The sequence below is a fragment of the Paenibacillus sp. FSL R7-0179 genome (assembly GCF_038002265.1).
In the GTDB taxonomy this organism is placed as follows: domain Bacteria; phylum Bacillota; class Bacilli; order Paenibacillales; family Paenibacillaceae; genus Paenibacillus_AQ.
This window is the reverse complement of sequence record NZ_JBBOCC010000002.1, coordinates 2,299,239-2,321,902: the sequence shown is the minus strand read 5'-3', so window position 1 is coordinate 2,321,902 and position 22,664 is coordinate 2,299,239. Positions and strand designations below refer to the sequence as shown.

The window sequence follows — 22,664 nt, the reverse complement described above, 5'->3', positions numbered from 1 at the left end:
TCACCGCAAAAAGGCTGACCCGCTGGATATACCAGTAGTCAGCCTTTTTCGTGTACAAGTGTTCACGGCAGAATGGGCAAGTTAATATCCCTAGTACTCTTGCCCGTCCCTGTCTTCATAATCATATTCATCGTTTCAGGTTTATCGAGCAGATTGCTGCCAGAGTACCATTCAAAGCCCTCATAAGTGCCTGATCCTGATGACATTCCTATCTCGGTGGTTCCGTACTTCGTTATCGATTGAATTTTCTCCCCATATGCCGCGCCAAATATCTTTTGCCGGTTCTGCCATGTAACCTCAGACTCGTTTTTAATTTTGAATATAGTGCGGGTCATCAAGGGGGAGAGCTCCACCTGCTCCAGCGTCACTTGAATGCCCTCCAGCATGAAGTCCTCCTGCGGCTTGACAATGACCGTCTGCTGCTGTTTGAATTTCGGGTCCAGCTTGAAGCTGATCCTGAGTCTCGGGGAATAATGCACATCAGCTAAATTCACACCCTTGCTCTTCCCCAGATCTTTCATTTTCCCTTCATTCATCGAGGCAATCAGAAAATTGGCTTCCACCTGCTCCGGGAACGGCTTGCTGCGGTCCAGATAGATAACACCCCGACCATAGAAAATGCGATAATCGTCGTACCCGCTTGTCTTAGCATTAGCGCCAATCTGACCGCCGCTGTTCAAATCGTATCCGGTTGCCAAATTTTTGATTCTCGCACTGCTAATACCATAGATCTCCTGCCCTTCCGCAACATTTGCTGTATACAAAAAGATGATTTTGTTCTCATCCGCCGTTACCGCATTCAAGGTAATCCGGTAATCCCCGCTGGCTGCGCTCTGATTAATCTCCTGAATGTAGCCGTGCCGGATCGCTGAATCCAGTGTAGGTGCCTCTAAATCGAATTCATAGAGCCGCTTGAACATCTCCAGCCCGCCCCAATTCACTTCTCCGGCAGGTCCGGCAGCACGGGGTGCTGCATTATGAATGACCGGGATGAAGAACAGAATCACTGCAGCAATCGCGGCTGCGGCGAATCCGATGAAGGAGCCTTTGGTTAGTCTGCCCTGCCAGCTTTTGCGGCGTCCGCGCTCGATCCCTGCTTGAACTGCCGCTCTGACCTCATTGCCCCCGCAGTCCACCCGTACCTCTTCACGGATACGAAGCGCATCGAACAACATCGCCTGTTCTTCTCTGCTATTGTTCATTCCATTCACCCCGGTTCTTCATAATTTCCCTAAGCTGCTTCAGGCCCTTGTGCTGCCAGGTTTTGACGGTTCCCTCCGGCTTGCCCAGCAGGACTGCGATCTCGGCCAGGGTCAGATCATTATAATATTTGAGCAGCAGCACATGGCGGTATTTCACCTTTACCTGCGAAAGCGCCCACTGCATTTCCATGGAATCCGTACTATTCTGAATGACCGGCTCCTGCATATTCTCTGCCGCTGTAGGGACTGCCTTCTTTCTTCTGCGCTGCTCGTCGATGCAGACATAGATTAATATTCGGATCAGCCAGGTTTTGAACGCGCTGGGGTCCTTCAGGGTCCGCCGCTTCATCCAGGCCCGGCAGGTGGTCTCCTGGAGCGCTTCAAGTGCGTCATTGCGGTTGCCCAGATAACTGTATGCAATATGGTATAGCTGGTCGCTATGCTCCATCACCGCTTTGACAAAGTCCGTCTCCTCAAGCGGTACAGCGGCAGTTACCCGCTTCATCTCTGCCCCGGACATCGTCATCTCTCCCTCTCCTCTCCATCCCTTTTACATGAATTAGACGGAGAGGTTATGCAAACAGTTTTAGTCTGCGGTAATTATTTTATAATCCTCATGAACGACAGAAAAACCGCAATCCCCGCTGCTGGGAATGTTGCGGCCTTTCTTGTTATATATGAAACTATAGTTTCCTGCTGCTGTGGAGAGGGTGCTGGACCAAATGTATGTCAAAAACAGCATACGTTGTGCTTGCAAGCAGGCGCACGTCTAATTGTATGTGAAAAACAGTATACATGGGCTCGCAAGCAGGCATATGGACTGAATGTATGTCAAAAACAGCATACATTTGCTCACAAGCAGGCACACGGCCTAATTGTATGCTAAAAACAGCATACATTGTGCTATCATGCAGGCACACAGCCTAATTGTATGCTAAAAACAGCATACATTGTGCTATCATGCAGGCACACAGTCTCATTTGTATGCTAAAAACAGCATACGTTATGCTCGCGCAAAGGCAATCTTATTCATCCGGTTAGGATGATTTTGTTCTGGAGATTATTTCACTTCCAGATAGGATACACCTAGAGCACCCAATTCCCCTTGCGGAACACCGGCTCAATCGTGCCGTCAGCCAGTTCTCCGTCAATATCTAGCGCATCGGAGCCTACCATGAAATCGACATGTGTGAGGCTGACGTTGGCCCCTCTAGATAGCAGTTCCTCGCTGGTCATGGAGGTTCCCCCTTCAATATTCACCGGATAGGCACTGCCCAGCGCGAAATGACAGGAAGCATTCTCGTCAATTCCGGTATTGTAGAACACTCTGTTCAGCCGGGAGATCGGCGAATCATGCGGCACCAAGGCCACTTCTCCGAGGTAAGAGGCACCTTCATCCGTCTCCAGCAGGGAGGTCAGGTGCTCACGGCCGGATTCAGCATCATAGGCAGTAACCTTGCCGTCTGTGAAAGTAACGGTAATTCCGTCGACGAGCCGCCCGTTCAGGTTCAGCGGAAGCGTACTCTTGACGGTGCCGTTCACGCCGGTGCGGCGAGGCATCGTGTAGATCTCTTCGGTAGGCATATTCGCTACAAAATAGACGCCACGCTCGTTCTCCCCGCCGCCGCCACGCCATAAATGGCCTTCCGGCAGCTCGACACGCAGATCCGTGCCGGGAGCACGGTAATGCAGGCTTTTGTAGCGCTTGGCATTCATACGGTCCTGACTCTGCTTCAGCTCGCCGATATGACTGCGCCAGGCGGCCACCGGATCTTCGCTGTTCACCCGGTTCATCTGGAACACCGCTTGCCACATCGCATCGATCCGCTCGTCCTCCGGCAGATCTGCGAACACCTTGTCCGCCCAGGCACGTGTCGGCGCCTTGATCAGCGACCAGCTGATTCTGCTGTTACGGGTGTAGACCTGGTACTTCTTGCGCGCAACTGCAGCTGCCTTAACGGCAGTGGAGACCTTGGCCGAATCGATCCCGCGGAATAATTCCGGGTCTGGCACCTTTATATGTAATATAGCTCCGCCTTCTTCAGCGAATCCCTCCAGCATATCGGCATGCCACTGCGGATAATACCCGAATGATTCCTCAGGAGCCTTCTCGTAACGGATGCGTGTGACCGCTTCATCGTCCCAGTCTACAAGCACGTATTTCGCTCCGGCTTCATAGGCCTTGCCTACAATCAGCCGGGTAAGCTCCGCCGTCTCCAGCGGCGCGTGAACCATCAGAACTTGTCCCGCCTGCACATTCACACCGACCTTCACTACCAGCTCTGCGTATTTCTCCAGCATCTGTTCAAAATCCTTCATTTCATCTCTTCCTCCATATCTTCACTGTCTCTGTATAATTATAGCGGAAGACCGGGGAGATGGCACGTATCTATGATCTATGTACAACCGGAAGCTGAGCATATCGTAACTCCTCCGCTTCCGGCAGCGCTTCCGCTATTGCTTATCCACCTGCAGCAGGTGAATGGTCTTCACATCGTACGTATGGGCGATTTTCTCTTCCGCAATCACTTTCAGCTTCGTCAGGCTGGCTACCTTGGCCGGGTCTGCCCGGGAGAGCAGCCTCCACAGCTCGGGGTCGGATAAGGTCTGATAGAGCTTGTCATCATCATACTCCTTGCGGTTCTGCGTAACCAGCTTGACCTTGTAGCTGCCGAACACCGCTTCTGTCTGCCCCGCTTCATTAATGTGGGCAAGGATCTCCTGCCGGAGTCCGGCCAGCTCCTTTTCCAGCTCCTTCTGCTTCGCCTTGAGCTTGTAATACTGTTGAACCTTCTTTTCCATACAGTGCTCACGCTCCTCTCCTAACATGTCTATGCAGGAAAGAACAGTTAGAATGATTAATTCTGTTGAGACGGTTTATGTTTAATTCTATAATGGAGTCGTTGTGTGACAAGTGGAAACGGCTACACCGTCCTACTAAAGGACGATACCGTTTCAGCGCGAAATAGAAGGATAAGTTATCGCGTGCAACATATAACTTCTTGTATTTCAAAAAACTGACAGCAGGTGAACCCATGTTCCAGACTTATCTATTCCCCATTTCCTATGCATTCATGGCCTTTCCGGTTGCGGCGCTATTCTTCACGTTACCGTTCCTAATTGTGCAGTACCGCCGGCACGGCTATATCAATAAAATCAGGGCCTTGGTGCTGTATCTGTTGCTGCTGTACCTGCTTAACGCGTTCTTCCTGGTTCTGCTTCCCTTGCCTGATTCCAGGCACAATGCAGCCCCCTCCGGGAGTATGATCCAGCTTGTACCGCTGCAGTTCATTCAGGATATTCTGCACAATACGCCCATTACGCGCAGCGACCCTTCCAGCTACCTTAATGTGCTGAGCGGAGCGGATTTTCTGCTGGCGGCCTTCAATGTTCTGCTGACCGTACCCTTTGGTATGTTCCTTGGCTACTACTTCCGCACGCGCTGGGTAGTATGCATTATCCTGTCCTTTGCGCTGTCGCTGTTGTTCGAGATTACGCAGATTACCGGCATTTACGGGTTCTTCGATCATCCCTACCGGATCTTCGATGTCGATGACATGATTACGAACACACTGGGCGGCATGATCGGCTTCAAGCTCTCCCTATGGATCTCCGGCCTGCTGCCGAGGATTGAGAAGCTTGACAGCCAAGAGGACCTTTCCGCCAAAAAAGTGACCTACACCCGCCGCGCCCTTGCATTCCTGCTGGATTCGATCCTGCTGCTCGCGGTAACCATCCTCCTTAATTTGCTCTCGCTGCGTATTTCGTGGTGGGCAGTTAGTATGGTGTATTTCCTGAGCATTCCTCTGTTCACAGGCGGACGAACCTTCGGCAAATGGGTTGTGCGTATCCGGCTAAGGAGTGAGGACGGCGGCCCGGCCAGACCCTGGAGGGTATGGGCACGATATGGATTACTCTATGGCGTCTTAGGCGGAATGAATTCCCTGGGGCCTGACTCCTCCTTCTTCGTCTACATCGGTAAAGCCCTGGCTGCTGTAGTGAAAATGGTCATCCTATTGGCAGATTTGGCCTTCTTCATCCATCTGGTGCTGCGGCTGATTAAGCGTGACCGTCCGCTCATCTATGAAGAGCTTAGCAGAACCCGCAATGGAATCACCTGGCCGGAGCGGCATCAGGCAGCGGTAAACGAGACCCTAAATAAGACAGTAATCAATGAATAGAGGTATAGTATCCTTATGAATAATAACGATTCCACCCGTATCTCCTCTGCTCCAAATGAGCTTGATTGGTTAATAGAAGCAGACATCACTAGTATTCAGGAGCAAATGGCACAAGGAAGCTTAACCTCCGAAGTGCTGGCAGGCTGGTATTTGGAACGGATCAACCGGTTGGACGGTCTGCTCCGCTCCGTACTGGAGGTGAATCCAGAGGCTCTTGCGATTGCCGCGAAGCTCGATCAGGAACGAAGAGATCAGGGCAGCCGGGGACCGCTGCACGGTATTCCGGTCCTGGTCAAAGATAACATCGGCACAGCTGATAAGCTGCACACCAGTGCAGGAGCCTTGGCGCTTGCAGAGTGCATAGCAGCAGAAGATGCTGAGCTTATCACCCGGCTAAGAACAGCCGGGGCAGTGATTCTCGGCAAAGCCAATATGACCGAATGGGCCAACCTCATGTCGCCGGCGATGTGGGCTGGTTACAGCTCGCGGGGCGGACTTGTACTGAGTCCTTACGGCCCGGGCGAGCTGTTCATTGGCGGCTCGAGTTCGGGAAGCGCGGCGGCAGTTGCCGCTAACCTTGTCACCATCGCCGTAGGCACGGAGACCTCCGGCTCCATCATCAGCCCGGCGGCCCATAACTCCCTGGTCGGCCTTAAGCCTACCTGGGGTCTGGTCAACAACAAGGGCATTATACCGGGAATCGGGAGCCAGGACAGCGCCGGTCCGATGGCCAGAACGGTCAAGGACGCTGCACTCCTGCTTAATGTATTGGCCGGGAGCGCCGGCTCTTTTTCCTCAGCTGTACTGGATTATTCGGCAGGTCTGGAGCTTCATGCACTGGCAGGCAAGCGGATCGGAATTCCGCGATTCTATTATAAAGATCTGGATAGTGAAGCTCTTAAGATGATGGAATCTGCCATAGCGGCCTTGAGAGAGCTGGGGGCAGAGATCGTTGACCCCGTGGTGCTTCCCTGTCAGGATGCTGAATGGAAGGCTACGATTCTACAATATGAATTCAAGCGTGGATTGAACAGCTATCTGGGAAGCCTGCCGGAATCTGCTCCTGTGCATTCACTGCAGGGGCTGATAGATTTCAATCAGCAGCATTGCGAACAGGCACTCAAATACGGCCAGGGTACACTGGAATGGCTGAACACCTCGGGGGATGATATTACAGAGCAGGAATATTTGGAGCAGCTGCAATCTTCCCGTTCACTGGCCGGTAGTCAGGGAATCGATTATGCCCTGGAGCATTACGCTCTGGATGCGCTTCTGTTCCCTGGAGATCACGGATGTGAAGTAGCGGCCAGAGCGGGTTATCCGCTGATTACAATTCCTGCCGGCTACACCTGCTCGGGTATTGTTGCACCAGGCGGTTATCTTACCAAGGGACCGCAGGGCATCACCTTCTGTGCCTCAGCCCATAGTGAAGCTATGCTGCTAGGGATTGCTTATAGTTACGAGCAGGCCACGAAGCACCGGCGGACGCCGGTACTGGAGCCAGGCAGCTCGTCAGAATAACCGGGCAAGCCGCCCTCAACCGGCGTTACAACTGAAAGAGGCCGTATCCCGAACTCCGGGATACAGCCTCTTTTTATATGATAGATATACACTCTGTCTATACTTCCGCCGTATCCGCCAGATGGAGGACTACCGGGCAATGATCGCTGCCAAGCACATTACATTCAATTCCGGCGTCCAGCAGACGCGGGGTCAAGCGCTCGGAAGCGAGAAAATAATCGATCCGCCAGCCCACATTCTTCTCTCTGACCTTAGGCATGTAGGACCACCAGCTGTAGGCACCCTCCAGTTCAGGATAGAACCATCTGAAGGTATCCACGAAGCCGGCTGCGAGCAGCGTGGTCATTTTGCCGCGTTCTTCGTCAGTGAAGCCTGAATTCCCCCGGTTCGATCTCGCATTCTTCAGGTCAATCTCCTGATGCGCCACATTCAGATCCCCGCACACGACAACCGGCTTATGCTCATCCAGCTTCAGCAAGTAGGCGCGGAACCGGTCCTCCCACTCCATCCGGTAGTCCAGCCTCGACAGATCGCGTTTGGCATTCGGCGTATACACATTCACCAGATAGAAATCCGGGAATTCCAGGGTGATAATCCGCCCCTCATCCTCCGTCTCCTGCTCCAGTCCATATCGTACGGATAGCGGCTTGATTCTGGTGAATACCGCCGTACCCGAATATCCTTTTTTGAGTGCATAATTCCAGTACTCCGCATATTCCTCTCCATGATCCAGAACAACCTGCCCCTCCTGGAGCTTCGTCTCCTGCACACAGAAGATATCTGCGTCAACCTCCCGGAAATACTCGTTAAACCCTTTATTCACACAAGCTCTCAGACCGTTCACATTCCAGGACACCAGCTTCATTGTTGTCATTTCCCCTTACCTGTCACTAGATTACATCCAGTGTACCATAGATTCGGGTTGTCTATGAATCTGCCGGCATCCTATTGAAATGTGTGAATCTCCCATGACATACGTTACAGCAATCATAGCTTTGCCGAATATACTATCCTATCACAAGGAAAAGGAGGACATTACAATGGCTATCTTATTACCGCAACAATTCTTCAATCTGCCGGCTTCTGTAGGTAAATCTTTCTATGAAAATCTGGCAGGTGGCATCAACGCGGCAGTGACTGTAAACAACAATTCCGGGTTCCCCGTGGATCTTGTTATTTACAGAGTCAATGCACCTGTGGTGACTTATATTATCCCTGCATTTAACAGTCTCACTCTATCCGTGCATGCCCTGCTGGTCGCAGGACTTCTCAGCACAGCTGCCGGTGCAGTCTTCGGCACAATCGAAGTGGCAACCTCTGATTTCTAATCTAATGTAAGAGTATCCCCCCTCATACTCTCTCATTAACATTCCCTTGTTAAGCATCTCCGGCTGGTAGACGGCCGGGGGTGCTTTTGCACGTTCAATAGAGAAGCAGCTGCTATCAAACTGTCTCTGATTCAGGCATAGGTCCGATATAAGTAGATTGTGGCCGGAAAATCCGGTTATGGGCTGACTGCTCCAGCAAATGGGCCGTCCAGCCGACAATTCTTCCCGTTGTGAATGTAGGCGTGAAGATCTCCGGCGCCAGCTTCAGCGCCTTCAGTATAGCCGCAGCATAGAATTCAACATTGGTGAACAGGCGGCGGCCCGGCTTGTATTCCTTCAGCAGCGCAACCGCAGTAGCCTCCACATGAAGCGCAAGATCAAAGTAGGCGTCCTTGCCGATCATCGTAAGTGTCGCAATCTGCAGGGCTTCAGCCCGCGGGTCCTTAGTCTTGTAGATCCGGTGCCCGAAGCCCATCAGCTTCTCTCCAGCCTCAAGCTTCCCTCTCAGCCAAGGCTCTGCGCGTTCCTTCGTTCCGATCTCCTCCAGCATCGATATCACTTCATATGGCGCACCGCCATGCAGCGGACCCTTCATCGCTCCGATTGATCCGGCTACAGCCGCACATAGATCCGATTCCGTGGACAGCACCACCCGCCCGGCGAACGTTGAGGCATTCATGCCATGCTCCATGCAAAGGATCATATAGGCGCTAAGTGCCTTCACATGAGCCTCTTCAGGCAGCTTGCCTGTGAGCAGATACAGATAATTCGCGGCATGGCCAAGCTCAGGAAGCGATTTCAGCGGCGGCAAGCCCTGAAGGCTACGGTACCTGTAAGCTATGATCGCCGGAAGCATTGCCGTCAGCCGCACGGCCTGCTTCAGCGTGGGCGGCCAGGTAGCGTTCTCCTCATCCCCAAGGGCAGCCACTGCACTTTGTAGTACCAGCATCAGCGGGACAGAAGCCGGATACAGATCAAGCATTTTGCAGAGATATTCAGGAACCCTTCTCTCCGCTGCCATTTGCGCCTTGAGCTGCGCCAGCTCCTCCGCATCAGGCAGGTGTCCGTTCCAGAGCAAATAAGCGACTTCTTCATAGCTTTTGCTCACCGCAAGCTCCTTTGCCCAATATCCGCGGTACACCAAATACCCTTTCTCTCCATCTACCAATCCAATTGCTGTCTCTCCGGCAACTACGCCTTCTAATCCCGTTACTTTAGCCATTATATCTTTACCCCTTTTCCGGTCCCCCGCAGGAAGAAATTCATCATATTAGGAGTATAAACTGCTAAATCTATATTGCATATTTATTGTTTTTTATGAATCCATAAGGAAAATCTATCACCTTCATTACTTAAGCTCCATGAGCTGCTTCAGCTTGGCTTCTGTACCTGATTCACCCGCTGGCGTGTAGATGCTGCAACGCAGATCCGCTGCACCCTGCACTTGTAGGGAGGTGAGATGGAACAGCATTTTGCCGGCTTTGGCATGCCGGAATTCCAGTACAACATCCGGCGCGGAGCTGACCCGGCTCTCTTCCCATAAATGATTGAATTCCGGATGCCGTTCCTTCATCTCCGCGATGAATTCATCGTACCAGCGGTCCTCCAGATATTGCCCGTAATAGGCGCGGAAGATCGATAAGTATCCCCGGACGAACTGCTCCCAATTCACCGCCAGCCGCCTGAACTCCTTGCGTTCGAACAGCAGTGAGATCATATTGCGCTGCTGCGGAGCCAGCTTAGCGAAATCAAGAAACACATGCGCCGCAGCCTCATTCCAGCCGACAATGCCGCAGTGCCGGTCCGAGATGATGGTCGGGCAGGTCTTCAGCTCCTGCAAAATCTTTTGCAGGGAAGGATGAATCACCGAAGGCTCCTCCTGGGTATAGTCTGCGATTCCCGGTCCGTTCTCCAGCGCCAGAGCGAACAAGTAACTCCGCTCATCCTTCGTCAGTTGGAGTGCTGCGGCAATACAATCAAGAACGGATGGAGACACTTTAATATCCCGCCCCTGCTCCAGCCAGGTATACCAGGTACTGCTTACTCCGGAGAGCTGAGCCACTTCCTCGCGCCGGAGCCCGGGTGTCCGCCTGCGGGTGCCCTCCGGGAGCCCCGCCGCTGCCGGGGTAATGGCTGCACGTCTTGCTTTCAGGAATTCTGATAATGCTTGAAGTCTGTTCTGATTGGACATCCTGCTTCCTCCTGCCATATTGTTCGTCTGCCTGTTAGTGTAGTAGTAATTATACTAGTATAAACTACAACTTGTAATAGGATAAGCAACATGAAAAAATAAGCTTATCCAGAATAACAGGAGGAATAGCAGATGGAACGTGTCGTGATTACAGGAATGGGTGTCATCTCCCCGCTTGGCAATACTGTGGAGCAGTTTTGGAGCCGCCTTACGGCAGGAGAATCGGGGATTACGCCGATTGATTCTTTTGATACCACCCATTTCAAAACCAAGATTGCCGGCTCGGTGCAGGCCTTCGACCCGGATGCCAGATTCGGCCGCAAGGAGGCCCGGCGGATGGACCGGTTCAACCAGTTCGCGCTTGCCGCCGCAGAGGAGGCCTGGACGCACTCCGGTCTCCGGCTGGAGGAGCTGGACCGGGAACGGCTGGGCGTCTATGTGGGCTCCGGCGTAGGTGGTATCCAGACGTTGATGGACCAGGGCGAACTGCTGCGGTCCCGGGGACCGGAGCGGGTAAGCCCTACCCTGATCCCGATGCTGATCTCCAATATGGCGGCAGCGATGATCAGCATCAGGCTCGGGGCACAGGGGCCGACACTCTCCCCGGTGACCGCCTGTTCCATTGGGAACACGGCCATTGGGGAAGCTTTCCGCCTGATCCGGTACGGCGGAGCCGATGTGATTGTTGCGGGAGGTGCGGAAGCGGCGGTGACCGAGATTGCCCTGGCCAGCTTCGGCAATGCGACCGCCTTGTCTACCCGGAACGGGGACCCGCAGGGGGCCAGCCGGCCTTTTGACCGGAACAGGGACGGGTTTGTCATCGCGGAGGGCGGAGCTATTGTGATCCTGGAGTCCCTCTCCCATGCCCTGCGCAGAGATGCCGTTATCTATGGCGAGGTCACCGGATATGGCGCAAGCTCCGACGCTTATCATATGGTGGCTACTCATCCTGAGGGGATAGGAGCCTACCAGGCGATGAAGCTGGCACTTAGCGAGGCTGGCATCAGTCCCGGGGAGGTAGATGTCATTAGCGCACACGCAACCAGCACGGTGGTCGGAGACCTTTCGGAGACCCTGGCGATTAAGAAGCTATTCGGAGAGCAGGCCTACCGGATTCCGGTCACGGCTAACAAATCGATGACCGGACATGCACTTGGCGCAGCCGGTGGTCTGGAAGCCATTGCTCTGCTCAAAAGCCTGCAGGAAGGGCTGATCCCGCCGACAATTAATCTGGAGCAGCCGGGCGAATCCTGCGACCTGGATTATGTCCCTAACGTAGCCCGCCAAGCAGACCTGAAGATCGGGATCTCCAATTCCTTTGGCTTCGGCGGCCACAACGCTGTAATCGTTCTGCGCAAGTATGAAGCGTAATCGCAGCTAATTCCTATGTAAAGCAAACAGCGGATCGCCCATTCTATGGGAGACCCGCTGTTTGTAATGGTTAAGGGTATGATGCCGGCTGTGACTAGAATGCTCACAGGATCAGGTTACTTAGTCTCCGGTGAGACATGGCTTCCCCAGATTGCAACGCCTTCCGCTGAAAGTGCCGTGAATGTCATTACCTCGCTTGAGGCCGCTTCATTCCATTCCCGCAGGAACACCCCGCTATACTCCGCACCTTCTAGCGTCAGCTTCGCCTTATGATCATCGCTCAAGGCCCATGTACCTGTTACTGCCCCGCTTACCGTGCCGTCTGCGTTCAACTCCACCAACTGCGACTCCGCCAGCTCAGCCGTAATCTCCTTGCCGTGGTTCACCAGTTTGTAGGCACCCGCTACCTCCTTGGCTGTGTACTTGCCGATCTTCTCGCCTCCGTAACGGTGGGGTGCGACAACTGGCCAGCCCGCTTCATTCATGAACATCTGGTGAACCCGAACCTCATGCTGCTCTCCGAGACCCGGGAACCTGGTGTGGAAGATCAGATAATACTTCCCGCTCTTCTCATCATAGTAAGCCGAATTATGTCCCGGGGAGACATAGCCTGTATCCGATCCGGCGGCTTCTTCAGCTGTATTCACAAATTCATGATTCCCCATCAGCTTCACGCCGTAAGGTGCGTACGCCGGATCATCGAACAACACCCCAGGCGTACCCTGGGCGTTCAGCATAGCCTTACCTTCCGAGTCCTCGAACGGGCCAGCCGGATGCTTGGAGCGGGCGACACGGATATTATAACCGCCACTTGCATCAAGCCCGCCGTAGGAGAGGAACAGGTAGTAATAGCCGGTCTCCGGGCTATATAGCATATACGGACCTTCAATCCGCGCATGGTTCCCTCCAAGCAGCTTCTTGCCGTAGCCTTGGCCCTCCAGCGGGAAGCCCGTAGACGGGTCAAGCTCCAGGATGAAGATTCCGCCGGAGTAGGAGCCGTAGACCATCCACAGCTTGCCGTCCTTATCCCAAAACACATCAGGGTCCACCACATTCGGCTTCTCCGTAGAATCATAGACCTCACCATCATCCCCGATGCCGGACATTCCCGACTTTAGAATAATACCTTTATTCTTGTAGGGACCTTCAATCTTATCAGCCACGGCAATACCTAGCGCTGACAGCGGAGAATCGCCTTTACAGGCATCGTAATACATGTAGAACTTACCGTCGGCCAATTGAATGACATCCGGTGCCCACAGCGTGTCCGACTGGGCCCAGCTAAGCGTCTCGCTGAGCTCCTCCGTTACATTCGGTATCAGTACGTTATCATCCGTCACGCCGGAAGAAATCTGCGTCCACGACATCAGGTCCTTGGATTTGGCCGAGGCCAGATGCGAACCGAACACGTAATATGTATCCTCCACCTTAATCACAGAGGGATCGTGCACAGATACATTCCCGAACTCCGGCGGCCCTTCCGGGTTCCCTCCACCGCATGCCGACAGCAGGGATAAGGATATCAATGCCGTTAAGGATCTTTTTCTCATCTCATCATAACCTCCCTATGTATACCCTTACATTTTGCTGGGAAAATGAGATTTAGTCAATACTTTTATTTATATTAATTAGTTTTGTTTTATATTTATATGAAATATATTCACCCATAAAACAAAATAACAAAAAAAACGCCAGGCCCATGAAGGCCTGACGCTGATCTAATCATTTAAACTTAGTAATCGCCGCTATTGCCGACAAGTACCGGCTCTGGGTAGGCATTGCTCAAGACGCGGCGCTGCTTCTTCACAACATCCGGCGGCTCCACCGCCGGTGCCATTGGATGCATCAGCCAGGACTTCACAAGATGGGAGTCCGATACCTTGTACATTGGCGGTTCCTTCTCCATATCAATCGCCATTGCATACGTGCTGCGCAGGGCAAATGCATCTCCCTTAGGCGGCTTGATCAGGTCGGGAGGCGTACCCGGGATCGCTGTAAGCATCGAGCCCTTGCTCTCCAGACTTGGCATGGAAGCCAGCAGGCCCCAAGTGTACGGATGTCTTGGATCGTAGAAGATCTCTTCTGCGGTACCCATTTCGACGATCTGTCCGGCATACATAACAGCTACACGGTCAGCCATTCTTGCCACAACCCCAAGGTCATGGGTGATGAAAATGATCGCTGTATCAATCTTCTTCTGCAGGTCCTTCATCAGATCAAGGATCTGTGCCTGAATAGTTACATCAAGCGCGGTTGTAGGCTCATCGGCAATCAAAAGCTTAGGGTTAGCCGCCAGTGCCATAGCGATTACAACACGTTGGCGCATCCCGCCGCTGAATTCATGCGGATACTGCTGGAAACGGCGTTCCGGTGACGGAATCCCTACCAGATTAAGCAATTCAACACCACGCTTGTAGGCAGCTTCCTTCGTGATATTCTCATGCTTGAACAGCACTTCCGTAATCTGCCGGCCAACCTTCATCATCGGGTTAAGTGAAGTCATCGGATCCTGAAAGATCATTCCGATTTCTTTGCCGCGGATTTTTTGCATCTGCTTCTCATTCTTGCCGATCAGATCTTGTCCATCGAACAGAATCTGTCCACGCTTATATTCGCCCGCAGGCTGAGGAACCAGCTTCATGACGGCTTGCGAGGTTACGCTCTTACCGGAACCGGATTCGCCAACAATCGCCAGAGTCTCCCCTTTATTTACATGAAAGCTGACACCACGGATTGCTTGCACTTCTCCTCCGCGTGTTCTGAATGATATAGCCAGGTCTTTTACCTCTAAAAGGCGCTCCATCCTGTCACCCTCTCTGTTTCTTTTCAAGTATGATCTTCATTCTTAATATCGAAAAAACACGCAATACTATTATTTTATCTATCTTAGGGGGCTTACGTCAAGATTTTTCTGAAAACGCCACCGTAACCCATCATTTCATGTCAGCTATGCTCCTCACAGGTTGCGCAGCCACTCTCAAAATATACACGAAGAACGCTTTGTTGGCAAAAAAACAAACCGCCATAAAGCCGGATCTCAATAAGAGACCCGGCCTCATAAGTATGCTATAGTACCAAAGTTGTGAACCGTGTCCAGGATTCCGCAAGGTTATCATGCACCCAGTTAATATGATTCTCATTCTTATACTGGCGCGAGTAACATTCAATCACCAGGATCAGATCCAGATACAGGTCATATAGCTGCTTGCGCAGCAGTTCATTGCGGCTGGTAAAAGCTGCCCCATACCCTTCATAGAACGCCGCCGAGCTCTCGAAATGCCGGAAATAATACTCCAGCAGCACATCGCCCCACATCGCCCGCTCCCAGTCAATAACCGATACGATTACCCCATCCTGTACAAAAAGGTTGCCGCCCCATAGATCCCAGTGTACCAATCGCGGCTGCGTCACTTCATCCAGGGCCGGCAGATACAGCTCCAGCACCTGCTCTATTTCCTGCTGGCTGGCCGGTAGCCGTGCCTCCAGCCTGACCGCATCCTGAAGCACATTCAGCAGCATCGACTTGAAGGTTTCCCTCCAGGTGAGTCCTCTCCCGTCAGGCTCTTTGCCGAACAGCCCGAAGGCTGATCCCTCAATTGCATTGATTCTCCGCTGGTACTGGCCCAGCTCGAATTCAATGGAATACCGTTGTTCCTCGGTAAGACTCTCCTTCACCTCGTTATACGGCTGCCCTTCAATCTTCTCCATGAAGAAATACGGACAGGAGATCAACTGCAGGCTATCATCATAGCTGTACACTTCCGGCACAGGCACACCGCCAGCAGCACGTACCAGCCGGAGAGCTTCCACCTCAGCATGCATGATATCCTTCTCGTAGCTCAGGGTCTCTGTCTCCGGGTCCGGAGCCACCTTAAGAATGACCGATCGGCCATCGCTTAATTCTAGATCATAGGCCGTATTAAAGAATCCAGCGGTCAGCTCCCTGCTGCTGAGGATCTGCACACCTGTCCCAAAGGCTGCGGCAGTCAAGAGGCTTAGCTGCCAGTCGTTCAATTGGACTTTTGTGAAGCTCTCCACTTGGTTAGACCCACCACATCTCAGACAGCGGCTCTTCGATCAGCACCTGCTTGAGATTGTCTACCGCTTTGGAGAAGCCCTCTTCAATGGACATCAGGCCGTCTTCATGCTCAATGCTGACTACAAAGTCGTAGCCCACCAGACGCAGTGCGCTCATCATATCTGCCCAGACCTTAACATCGTGTCCGTAGCCTACGGAACGGAACTGCCAGGCGCGGTCCAGCATATTCGCATAAGACTGCATGTCCGTCAGGCCATACTTGTTGACGTTCACCGGATCAATAACGGTATCCTTCGCATGGAAGTGATGGATTGCACCTTCACGGCCGAGAATATGAATGGCTTGTACCGGATCAATTCCCTGCCACCACATATGGCTCGGGTCAAGGTTGGCCCCGATGGCATCCCCGGCAGCTTCTCTTAATCTCAGCAGGGTAGCCGGAGTGTGTACCGAGAAGCCACCGTGCAGCTCAAGACCAATCTTCACATCATGTGCAGTAGCGAAGGCCGCCTGCTCAGTCCAATAAGGAATGACCTTGTTCTCCCACTGCCAGGCCAGAATCTCCTGGTAATCATTCGGCCACGGGGCAACTGGCCAGTTCGGATACTTAGCGCCTTCATGATCGCCCGGACAGCCGGAGAAGGTATTCACAACCTTAACGCCCAGCTTCTGTGCAAGCTTCACGGTGTCTACGAACACCTCGTGATCCTTGTCTGCCAGCTCCTTCTGCGGGTGCAGCGGGTTGCCGTGGCAGCTTAGTGCGCTGATGATCAAGCCGCGGGATTCTATTTGCTGCTTGAATTCCTGAAGGGCCGCTTCATTCTCCAGCAGCTCCTTGGGATTGCAATGGCTGTTCCCGGGATACCCTCCGGTACCGATCTCAACGGCCTTAAGTCCTTTGGAGACCACATAATCCAGTGCATCCTCCAGCTTACGGCCGCCGAACAACACCATAAATACTCCAAGTTTCATTTGCAGATTCCACCTCTCCTAGAGTCGTATTGGAGCTTGCTTAAGCTCCGTAGATATCGAAATGCTTAACTGTTTCATTACGCTCCGCAGCTTCGAAGATCGCCTCAATGAGTCTCAGCACACGAAGCACCTCGGCATTCTTGACAATCGGCTCCGCCGTGCCTTCGATGACAGCTGCCAGATTATCATAGAAGCTGGAGGGCATCTCCATAGCCGCAGGCAGATCTTCAAGGACCGTTGAGCCTTCTGAAGGCGGAGCCATTGTCTTGGTCAAGCCTACACCTGCGCGGATCGGTGTCGGTTCAATCTTTTCCGATTCGTGGTTGGGTGCTACAATTCTGCCTCTCAGGGACCAGTCTTCAATAATTGCGGTTCCCCCGGTGCCCTTCACATACCATCTTGGCATCGTGATGAAGTTGGTTGTTCCTACCTCCACGATGGCTCTGATGCCATTCTCGAACTGCAGCACGGCATCGAAGCCGTCATCCACGTTATTGCCGAGGATGAAGCTCAGGCTGCTGCTTACACTGCTCACCTTGCTGTCAATCATGAACAACAGCTGATCCAGCAGATGCACGCCCCAGTCCAGCAGCATCCCGCCGCCTTGCTCCTTCACATGACGCCAGTCGCCGGGAATTCCGTTGGCGCCGTGCACCCGGGATTCAATCTGAAAGAGTGATCCAATCGTCCCCTGCTCATACATCTCCCTGATTACGCGGAAGTCCTCATCCCAGCGTCTGTTCTGGTGCACCATCAGCACCCGTCCGGCTGCCTCCGCAGCAGCCTGCATCTCGATGAATTCAGCCGAGGACATGGCCACCGGCTTCTCACAGACTACATGCTTGCCCGCCTGAAAAGCCTGAAGGGCAATGTCCTTGTGGACATCATTCGGTGTAGCAATCAGAACAATGTCCACAGCCGGATCTGCCAGCACGTCTTCATAGCTGGCATACGCGGTATAGCCTGCTTCCTCAGCCAAGGCGCGCCGGTTCTCCAGCAGATCGAAGGCACCGGTCACTACCACCCGGTCACTCTCTTTGATTAATTGGGTATGGTAGCTTCCCATTCCGCCGTAACCAATGATGGCTACAGTATGTTTGATTGAACTCATGGATTCCACTCCTGTTTCTCTAAATAGTCGCGTGACCCGGAGATGCTCTTAGTTGTCAGAACTTCCGTCGAAATATACGGCGCGTCCGGTACGTGCTGATTCATACACTGCTTCAAGAATCTGGGTAACTACGAAGGCCTGCTCCGGCAGAACCACCGGGTCCTTGTCTTCTCTTACGGCTTCCAGCCACAGACGGGCTTCACGGTCTGCTTCATTCTCAGCTGCTCCGCTGTAGAAGGCAACACCGCCGGAGGACAGGTCCACCTTGGTCTCATACAGGCGACCGGCACGTTCGCCGTTCAGACGCAGCCCGTCCTTCATATCCGCTCCACCTTCCGTTCCGGCAAGCATCGTCTTCGCTTCACCGAATTCAGATACGTTCAGCGCCCAGCTGGATTCAAGTACAATTGTAGCACCGTTCTCCATTGTAATGAAGCCGAACGCGGAATCTTCAACCTTGAATTGCTCAGGGTCCCACGGACCGAAGGCATTCGCGGCGTTCTTCTTCTGGCCCAGCTTATGGAAGGTAGAGCCTACCACCATACGCGGCTTGTAGTTATTCATCAGCCAGAGTGTCAGATCCAGCGCATGGGTACCGATATCGATCAGCGGTCCTCCGCCCTGCTTCTCTTCATCCAGGAACACGCCCCAGGTTGGAACCGCACGACGGCGAAGCGCAATAGCTTTACCGTAATAGATATCGCCAAGCTCCCCTTCTTCACACAGCCCCTTCAAATATTCGCTGTCTGCGCGGAAACGGTTCTGATAGGCGATGGACAATTTCTTGCCTGTACGCTTAGCGGCGTCCAGCATTTCCTTAGCCTGTGCAGTGGTCTTGGCCATTGGCTTCTCACATAGCACATGATTGCCGGCTTCCAGTGCAGCAACTGTAATCTCGGAGTGGCTGTCATTCGGCGTGCAGACATGCACGATATCGAATCCGCCCGTTGCCAGCAGCTCACGGAAATCGGTAAATACGGCAGCGCCTTCCGCACCGTAGGTCTTGGCAGCCTCTTGGGCACGTTCTTCTACGATATCACAGAATGCCACCATTTCGGCATCCTCCTGACGGGCAAGGCTTGGCATATGTTTCCCGTTTGCGATACCACCGCAACCGATAATAGCAATTTTGAGTTTGTTAGACATGAATACTTCCTCCTTGATTCTCGTATGTTTTGATCCAGTTCAGGCTGTCAGCCACACTACCAAGCGGCGAGCGGCTGCAGAAGTCCTGCTCCACCACTGCCCATTCCACACCAGCACTAGCTGCCGCTTCAATAATCGCAGCCAGATTCACTTCACCTTCGCCGAGTACTACAGTCTCCGGTGAGCCGTCTTCTTTCTTCTTCAGATCCTTGAGGTGGATGATCGGCAGGCGTCCTGCGTACTTACGGATATATTCTGCCGGATCATATCCGCCGTAATACACCCAGCATGTATCCATCTCTACTTGAAGCTGCTCAGCAGGCACCGCTTCGAACAAATAATCAAAGGCCGGCTGGCCGTCAACCTTCTCCGTGAATTCAAAATCATGATTATGATAAGACAGAACAGCACCGGCAGCCTTGCATTTCTCGCCGATGGTCCGCAGACCCTCCGCTACCTCCGCCCAGTTCCGTTGTTCTTCTGTCAGATAAGGCACAATCAGATTGCGGTTACCGATCTCCAGATTGAAGCGGATCTCCTGCTCCGTATCATTCAGCATCGCATCGTACGGGCGGTGGGCTCCGACAGCAACAAGCCCTGTCTCTTCAAGCAGCGCCTTCACCTGCGCGGCCGTGCGGCCGAAATAGTGGAAGAACTCCACACCGCTGTAGCCCAGCTCGGCTACCTTACGTATAGTTCCCTCGAAATCCTGTTCCAGTTCTTCTCTAAGTGTGTACAGCTGCAATCCAACCTTAAGCATTGTTCTTTCCACTCCTTATATGATCCGGAGTTATCCTGTTCTTGCTGCCGCCGCACTCCCGGCTACCTTCCCTGAAGTGCATCACCTGAACAAACGGGCTGTAAACATTGGAGAACGATGTGTTCTCTTGGTTTCATCCACTGCTTCCAGAGTTTGTAAATGTAGCGATTAGCGCCGCAATACGGCCTTCTCCACATCATTTGTATGTTTTTTGCTTAGCTACATGGTAATATGAAAGCGTATATAATAAAATGAATAATATGATTAAAACATGAACAATCTGCTTATCATTTATCAGACTAGGAGGGACTCATGACAACATCTGCCGCTTGCCACATTCTTTCCGCCGGATTCTCCTTCCACCGCAAACCATTCCATATGTCACGCAGCGAGGGTGTACAGTATTATTTGCTGCGGCTCCAGACCGAAGGACGCAGCCGCACCAGGGAGAACGGAGTCATCACGACCGTTGAGAGCGGTGATCTTATGCTCTTCGCACCGGATGACCCCTACTATCTGAGTATCGATAAGGAAGTCTATCCCGTCGGCAAGCCGAGAATCGAGAGCGGCGACTATCATATCTTTTGCAGCGGCCCGTGGATTGAAGAATGGTGGGGACGCAAGCAGCGTCCGGCGGTACTCCGCCTGCCGATGAGCGATCATATTCTCGGCCTCTTCCGCCAGCTTGTGCTGGAGCAGCGCCGCTTGTCGGACTCCTCACCGGACATTTCTTCTTGTTATCTGCAGATTCTATGTATGGAGATTGACCGGCTGATGATTGATCAGCCCGCGATCTCACCGAAGGCTTATCTGGCCTACCGGATGAAGCAGTACGTTGAAGAGCACGCCTCTTACGCCTTCCGGCTTGAGGATGTGGCCGGTCACGTGGATATCTCGGTCTCCCGTGCGGTTCATCTGTTCAAGGAAGCGTTCGGCACCACGATTGTCAAATATGTAAATGACGTACGGCTGGATATGGCGCGGGAAAAGATTACGTTCAGCCCTATGCCGCTGGAGCATGTCTCCGAGACCTGCGGATTTGCGAACTATACCTATTTCCACCGGATTTTCCGCAGCCGGTTCGGCATGTCGCCTAAGGAGTACCGTATTCATAGCAGGGCACAGGTATAAGTATTACCAGGCTGCTCTCAGGCATGCAAAAGGAGCGCCATCATGGAAGATCCGCTCCTTGTGTTTGACCTTATTCAGTTGCTCGCGTTTGCCGGGTGTAACTCTGACATGCTGGGAGATGGCCCCGTAATCCTGATTGAGTCTGCGGTTTCTTTCTGCACACCATGTGCCTGAGCGCTCTGCCTTAAGCAGCGCCTTCTGCGTTCTTGTCCGTGCCATAAGCTGCGACACTCCTTCGTCATTCATATATTCAGTGCGGCTGCACTGTCTTTTTCATTCTAACACATTATTCTGATCCTTGCGCAGCTTGCAGTTGGACTATCTGGTAAAGTATGCTTGAAGAGTAAGATACATACCTGTGATCATAACCAATAACCGCAAGAATGAGGAGGAGTACTATATGAAATACGATGTGCTGTATGACGGCGCCTTCGCCATGCTGAAGGTTCTGCTGGAGCCGGGCGAGAGCGTCAAGGCGGAGATGGGGGCGATGGTCGCCATGTCACCGAATGTGGAGCTGCGGGGCACCGTAGACGGCGGAATTATGCGCGGCCTCGGCCGCATGCTGAGCGGGGAGAAATTCTTCTTCCAGGAGCTGACCGCCACGCGCGGACAGAGTGAGGTGCTGCTCTCACCCGGTGCAATCGGGGATGTACAGGCGATTGAGCTGGACGGGTCGTACAAGCTGATTGTTCAGAAGGACGGCTTCCTGGCGGGAACCCAAGGCATTCAGGTCAATACCAAGATGCAGAATCTGACCCGCGGCCTGTTCTCCGGCGAAGGCTTCTTCATTCTCGAAATCAGCGGCAGGGGCACCGTCTTCCTCTCCTCCTTCGGAGCGATTCACGCTATTAACCTCGGACCGGGCGAAGAGATGATCATCGATAACGGACATCTTGTAGCTTGGCCGGATTATATGGATTACAAGATAGAAAAAGCTGCCTCCGGCTGGCTGAACAGCTTAACTAGCGGCGAGGCCCTGGTCTGCCGGTTCCGCGGCGAAGGGGTGATTCTGGTTCAGACCCGCAATCCCGGCAGCTTCGGAACCTGGATCAAATCCTTTGTGCCAAACCGCTCGTAGCAGTCGAGTCCGGCCTGCTGGCATACAAATAAGAAGGCGCAGGCTGAACTTCAGCCCTGCGCCTTCTGTGCGTTGCCAATGTGCTTATGAGACGGCGCGGCAGTCCTTGTCGCCCTTGCAGCCGTTCTTTTGACAGCTATTATAGGTGCCTTTGAAATCGAGACGGTGATCAGTCACACTGAAGCCATATTCACGGGCTACCCGCGCCTCCAGCTCCACCAGCCAATCATCCTTGATCTCTTCCAGCTTCCCGCATACATTGCAGATCAGGTGATGATGCATATGCACATGATCGTCATCGCGCAGATCATACCTAGCGACGCCGTCACCGAAATTCATTTTTTGCACAATATGAAGTTCACACAGCAGCTCCAAGGTACGGTAGACCGTCGCCAGCCCCAAATGCGGGTAACTGCGCTTGACCAGCATATATACCTCTTCCACGCTTAGATGATCCTTCTCATTATCCAGCAGCACCCTCACTATAGCCTCACGCTGTGGTGTAAGCTTATAATTATGAGCCGCAAACTGCTGGCTGATATTTGCTACTCGGTTCACCCGGGTTCCCACCTTTCCGGAAGCAGAACAATTCCCGCAGAATAATTAGTAATCGTTACGATATAAGCATAA

The 22,664-nt window shown here is 52.9% G+C and carries 22 protein-coding genes; 6 read left to right on the top strand and 16 right to left on the bottom strand.

What is annotated here, in order from left to right:
• Positions 1–62: 62 nt before the first annotated feature.
• From MKX63_RS26510 to MKX63_RS26495, 4 genes are all read right to left on the bottom strand, one after another.
• The gene (locus MKX63_RS26510) at positions 63–1,202 is read right to left on the bottom strand and encodes a DUF4179 domain-containing protein (protein ID WP_341021388.1); all 1,140 of its coding nucleotides are present in this window, start codon (positions 1,200–1,202) and stop codon (positions 63–65) included.
• The gene (locus MKX63_RS26505; protein ID WP_341021387.1) at positions 1,192–1,728 is read right to left on the bottom strand and encodes a sigma-70 family RNA polymerase sigma factor; all 537 of its coding nucleotides are present in this window, start codon (positions 1,726–1,728) and stop codon (positions 1,192–1,194) included. The genes MKX63_RS26510 and MKX63_RS26505 overlap by 11 nt, the downstream gene beginning before the upstream one ends.
• 560 nt (positions 1,729–2,288) lie before the next feature.
• On the bottom strand, positions 2,289–3,521 hold the full coding sequence (locus tag MKX63_RS26500; RefSeq protein ID WP_341021386.1) for an aminopeptidase: 1,233 nt from the start codon (positions 3,519–3,521) through the stop codon (positions 2,289–2,291).
• 135 nt (positions 3,522–3,656) lie between these two features.
• Positions 3,657–4,004: a hypothetical protein gene (locus MKX63_RS26495; RefSeq protein ID WP_341021385.1), complete on the bottom strand. Its 348-nt coding sequence runs from the start codon at positions 4,002–4,004 to the stop codon at positions 3,657–3,659.
• Between the two features lie 233 nt (positions 4,005–4,237).
• Between MKX63_RS26495 and MKX63_RS26490 the strand changes: the two genes are divergently transcribed.
• Both MKX63_RS26490 and MKX63_RS26485 read left to right on the top strand, forming a co-directional pair.
• Positions 4,238–5,383, top strand: coding sequence for a VanZ family protein (locus MKX63_RS26490; RefSeq protein WP_341021384.1), 1,146 nt, complete (start codon positions 4,238–4,240; stop codon positions 5,381–5,383).
• Between the two features lie 15 nt (positions 5,384–5,398).
• A complete protein-coding gene (locus MKX63_RS26485; RefSeq protein WP_341021383.1) occupies positions 5,399–6,904 on the top strand; it encodes an amidase family protein in 1,506 nt (501 codons plus the stop codon).
• Between the two features lie 97 nt (positions 6,905–7,001).
• Here the strand turns inward: MKX63_RS26485 and MKX63_RS26480 are convergent, their stop codons facing one another.
• Positions 7,002–7,769, bottom strand: a complete 768-nt coding sequence (locus MKX63_RS26480) for an exodeoxyribonuclease III (RefSeq protein WP_341021381.1) — start codon at positions 7,767–7,769, stop codon at positions 7,002–7,004.
• Between the two features lie 175 nt (positions 7,770–7,944).
• Between MKX63_RS26480 and MKX63_RS26475 the strand changes: the two genes are divergently transcribed.
• Complete coding sequence (locus MKX63_RS26475; RefSeq protein ID WP_340023200.1) at positions 7,945–8,232, top strand: hypothetical protein; 288 nt, start codon at positions 7,945–7,947, stop codon at positions 8,230–8,232.
• A gap of 115 nt (positions 8,233–8,347) precedes the next feature.
• Here the strand turns inward: MKX63_RS26475 and MKX63_RS26470 are convergent, their stop codons facing one another.
• Together MKX63_RS26470 and MKX63_RS26465 are read right to left on the bottom strand one after the other, a co-directional pair.
• Positions 8,348–9,454 (bottom strand): citrate synthase/methylcitrate synthase, encoded by a 1,107-nt coding sequence (locus MKX63_RS26470; RefSeq protein WP_341021378.1) that lies wholly within the window; start codon positions 9,452–9,454, stop codon positions 8,348–8,350.
• A gap of 126 nt (positions 9,455–9,580) precedes the next feature.
• On the bottom strand, positions 9,581–10,423 hold the full coding sequence (locus tag MKX63_RS26465) for a helix-turn-helix transcriptional regulator (RefSeq protein WP_341021376.1): 843 nt from the start codon (positions 10,421–10,423) through the stop codon (positions 9,581–9,583).
• A 132-nt stretch (positions 10,424–10,555) separates the two neighbouring features.
• On the opposite strand from MKX63_RS26465, the gene fabF reads away from it, so the two are divergent.
• Positions 10,556–11,794: a beta-ketoacyl-ACP synthase II gene (gene fabF, locus MKX63_RS26460; protein ID WP_341021374.1), complete on the top strand. Its 1,239-nt coding sequence runs from the start codon at positions 10,556–10,558 to the stop codon at positions 11,792–11,794.
• Between the two features lie 116 nt (positions 11,795–11,910).
• Here the strand turns inward: fabF and MKX63_RS26455 are convergent, their stop codons facing one another.
• The 7 genes from MKX63_RS26455 to MKX63_RS26425 form a co-directional block, all read right to left on the bottom strand.
• Positions 11,911–13,344, bottom strand: coding sequence for a glycoside hydrolase family 43 protein (locus MKX63_RS26455; RefSeq protein ID WP_341021373.1), 1,434 nt, complete (start codon positions 13,342–13,344; stop codon positions 11,911–11,913).
• A gap of 182 nt (positions 13,345–13,526) precedes the next feature.
• Complete coding sequence (locus MKX63_RS26450) at positions 13,527–14,597, bottom strand: ABC transporter ATP-binding protein (protein WP_341021371.1); 1,071 nt, start codon at positions 14,595–14,597, stop codon at positions 13,527–13,529.
• Between the two features lie 263 nt (positions 14,598–14,860).
• The gene (locus MKX63_RS26445) at positions 14,861–15,832 is read right to left on the bottom strand and encodes a phosphotransferase family protein (protein WP_341021369.1); all 972 of its coding nucleotides are present in this window, start codon (positions 15,830–15,832) and stop codon (positions 14,861–14,863) included.
• Between the two features lie 4 nt (positions 15,833–15,836).
• Positions 15,837–16,805: a sugar phosphate isomerase/epimerase family protein gene (locus tag MKX63_RS26440; protein ID WP_209985768.1), complete on the bottom strand. Its 969-nt coding sequence runs from the start codon at positions 16,803–16,805 to the stop codon at positions 15,837–15,839.
• Between the two features lie 40 nt (positions 16,806–16,845).
• Positions 16,846–17,916 carry a Gfo/Idh/MocA family protein gene (locus MKX63_RS26435; protein ID WP_341021367.1) on the bottom strand — a complete coding sequence of 357 codons (1,071 nt, stop codon included), beginning with the start codon at positions 17,914–17,916 and terminating at the stop codon, positions 16,846–16,848.
• Between the two features lie 48 nt (positions 17,917–17,964).
• Positions 17,965–19,062, bottom strand: coding sequence for a Gfo/Idh/MocA family protein (locus MKX63_RS26430; RefSeq protein ID WP_341021366.1), 1,098 nt, complete (start codon positions 19,060–19,062; stop codon positions 17,965–17,967).
• On the bottom strand, positions 19,055–19,822 hold the full coding sequence (locus MKX63_RS26425; protein ID WP_341021365.1) for a sugar phosphate isomerase/epimerase family protein: 768 nt from the start codon (positions 19,820–19,822) through the stop codon (positions 19,055–19,057). The genes MKX63_RS26430 and MKX63_RS26425 overlap by 8 nt, the downstream gene beginning before the upstream one ends.
• A gap of 312 nt (positions 19,823–20,134) precedes the next feature.
• On the opposite strand from MKX63_RS26425, the gene MKX63_RS26420 reads away from it, so the two are divergent.
• Positions 20,135–20,953 carry a helix-turn-helix domain-containing protein gene (locus MKX63_RS26420; RefSeq protein WP_341021364.1) on the top strand — a complete coding sequence of 273 codons (819 nt, stop codon included), beginning with the start codon at positions 20,135–20,137 and terminating at the stop codon, positions 20,951–20,953.
• A gap of 3 nt (positions 20,954–20,956) precedes the next feature.
• On the opposite strand, the gene MKX63_RS26415 is transcribed toward MKX63_RS26420, so the two are convergent.
• The gene (locus MKX63_RS26415; protein ID WP_341021363.1) at positions 20,957–21,172 is read right to left on the bottom strand and encodes a hypothetical protein; all 216 of its coding nucleotides are present in this window, start codon (positions 21,170–21,172) and stop codon (positions 20,957–20,959) included.
• A gap of 181 nt (positions 21,173–21,353) precedes the next feature.
• Between MKX63_RS26415 and MKX63_RS26410 the strand changes: the two genes are divergently transcribed.
• Entirely contained in the window at positions 21,354–22,034 is a 681-nt protein-coding gene (locus MKX63_RS26410) for a TIGR00266 family protein (RefSeq protein WP_341021362.1), read from the top strand.
• A gap of 84 nt (positions 22,035–22,118) precedes the next feature.
• Here the strand turns inward: MKX63_RS26410 and fur are convergent, their stop codons facing one another.
• Complete coding sequence (gene fur, locus MKX63_RS26405) at positions 22,119–22,592, bottom strand: ferric iron uptake transcriptional regulator (protein WP_036729146.1); 474 nt, start codon at positions 22,590–22,592, stop codon at positions 22,119–22,121.
• Between the last annotated feature and the right edge of the window lie 72 nt (positions 22,593–22,664).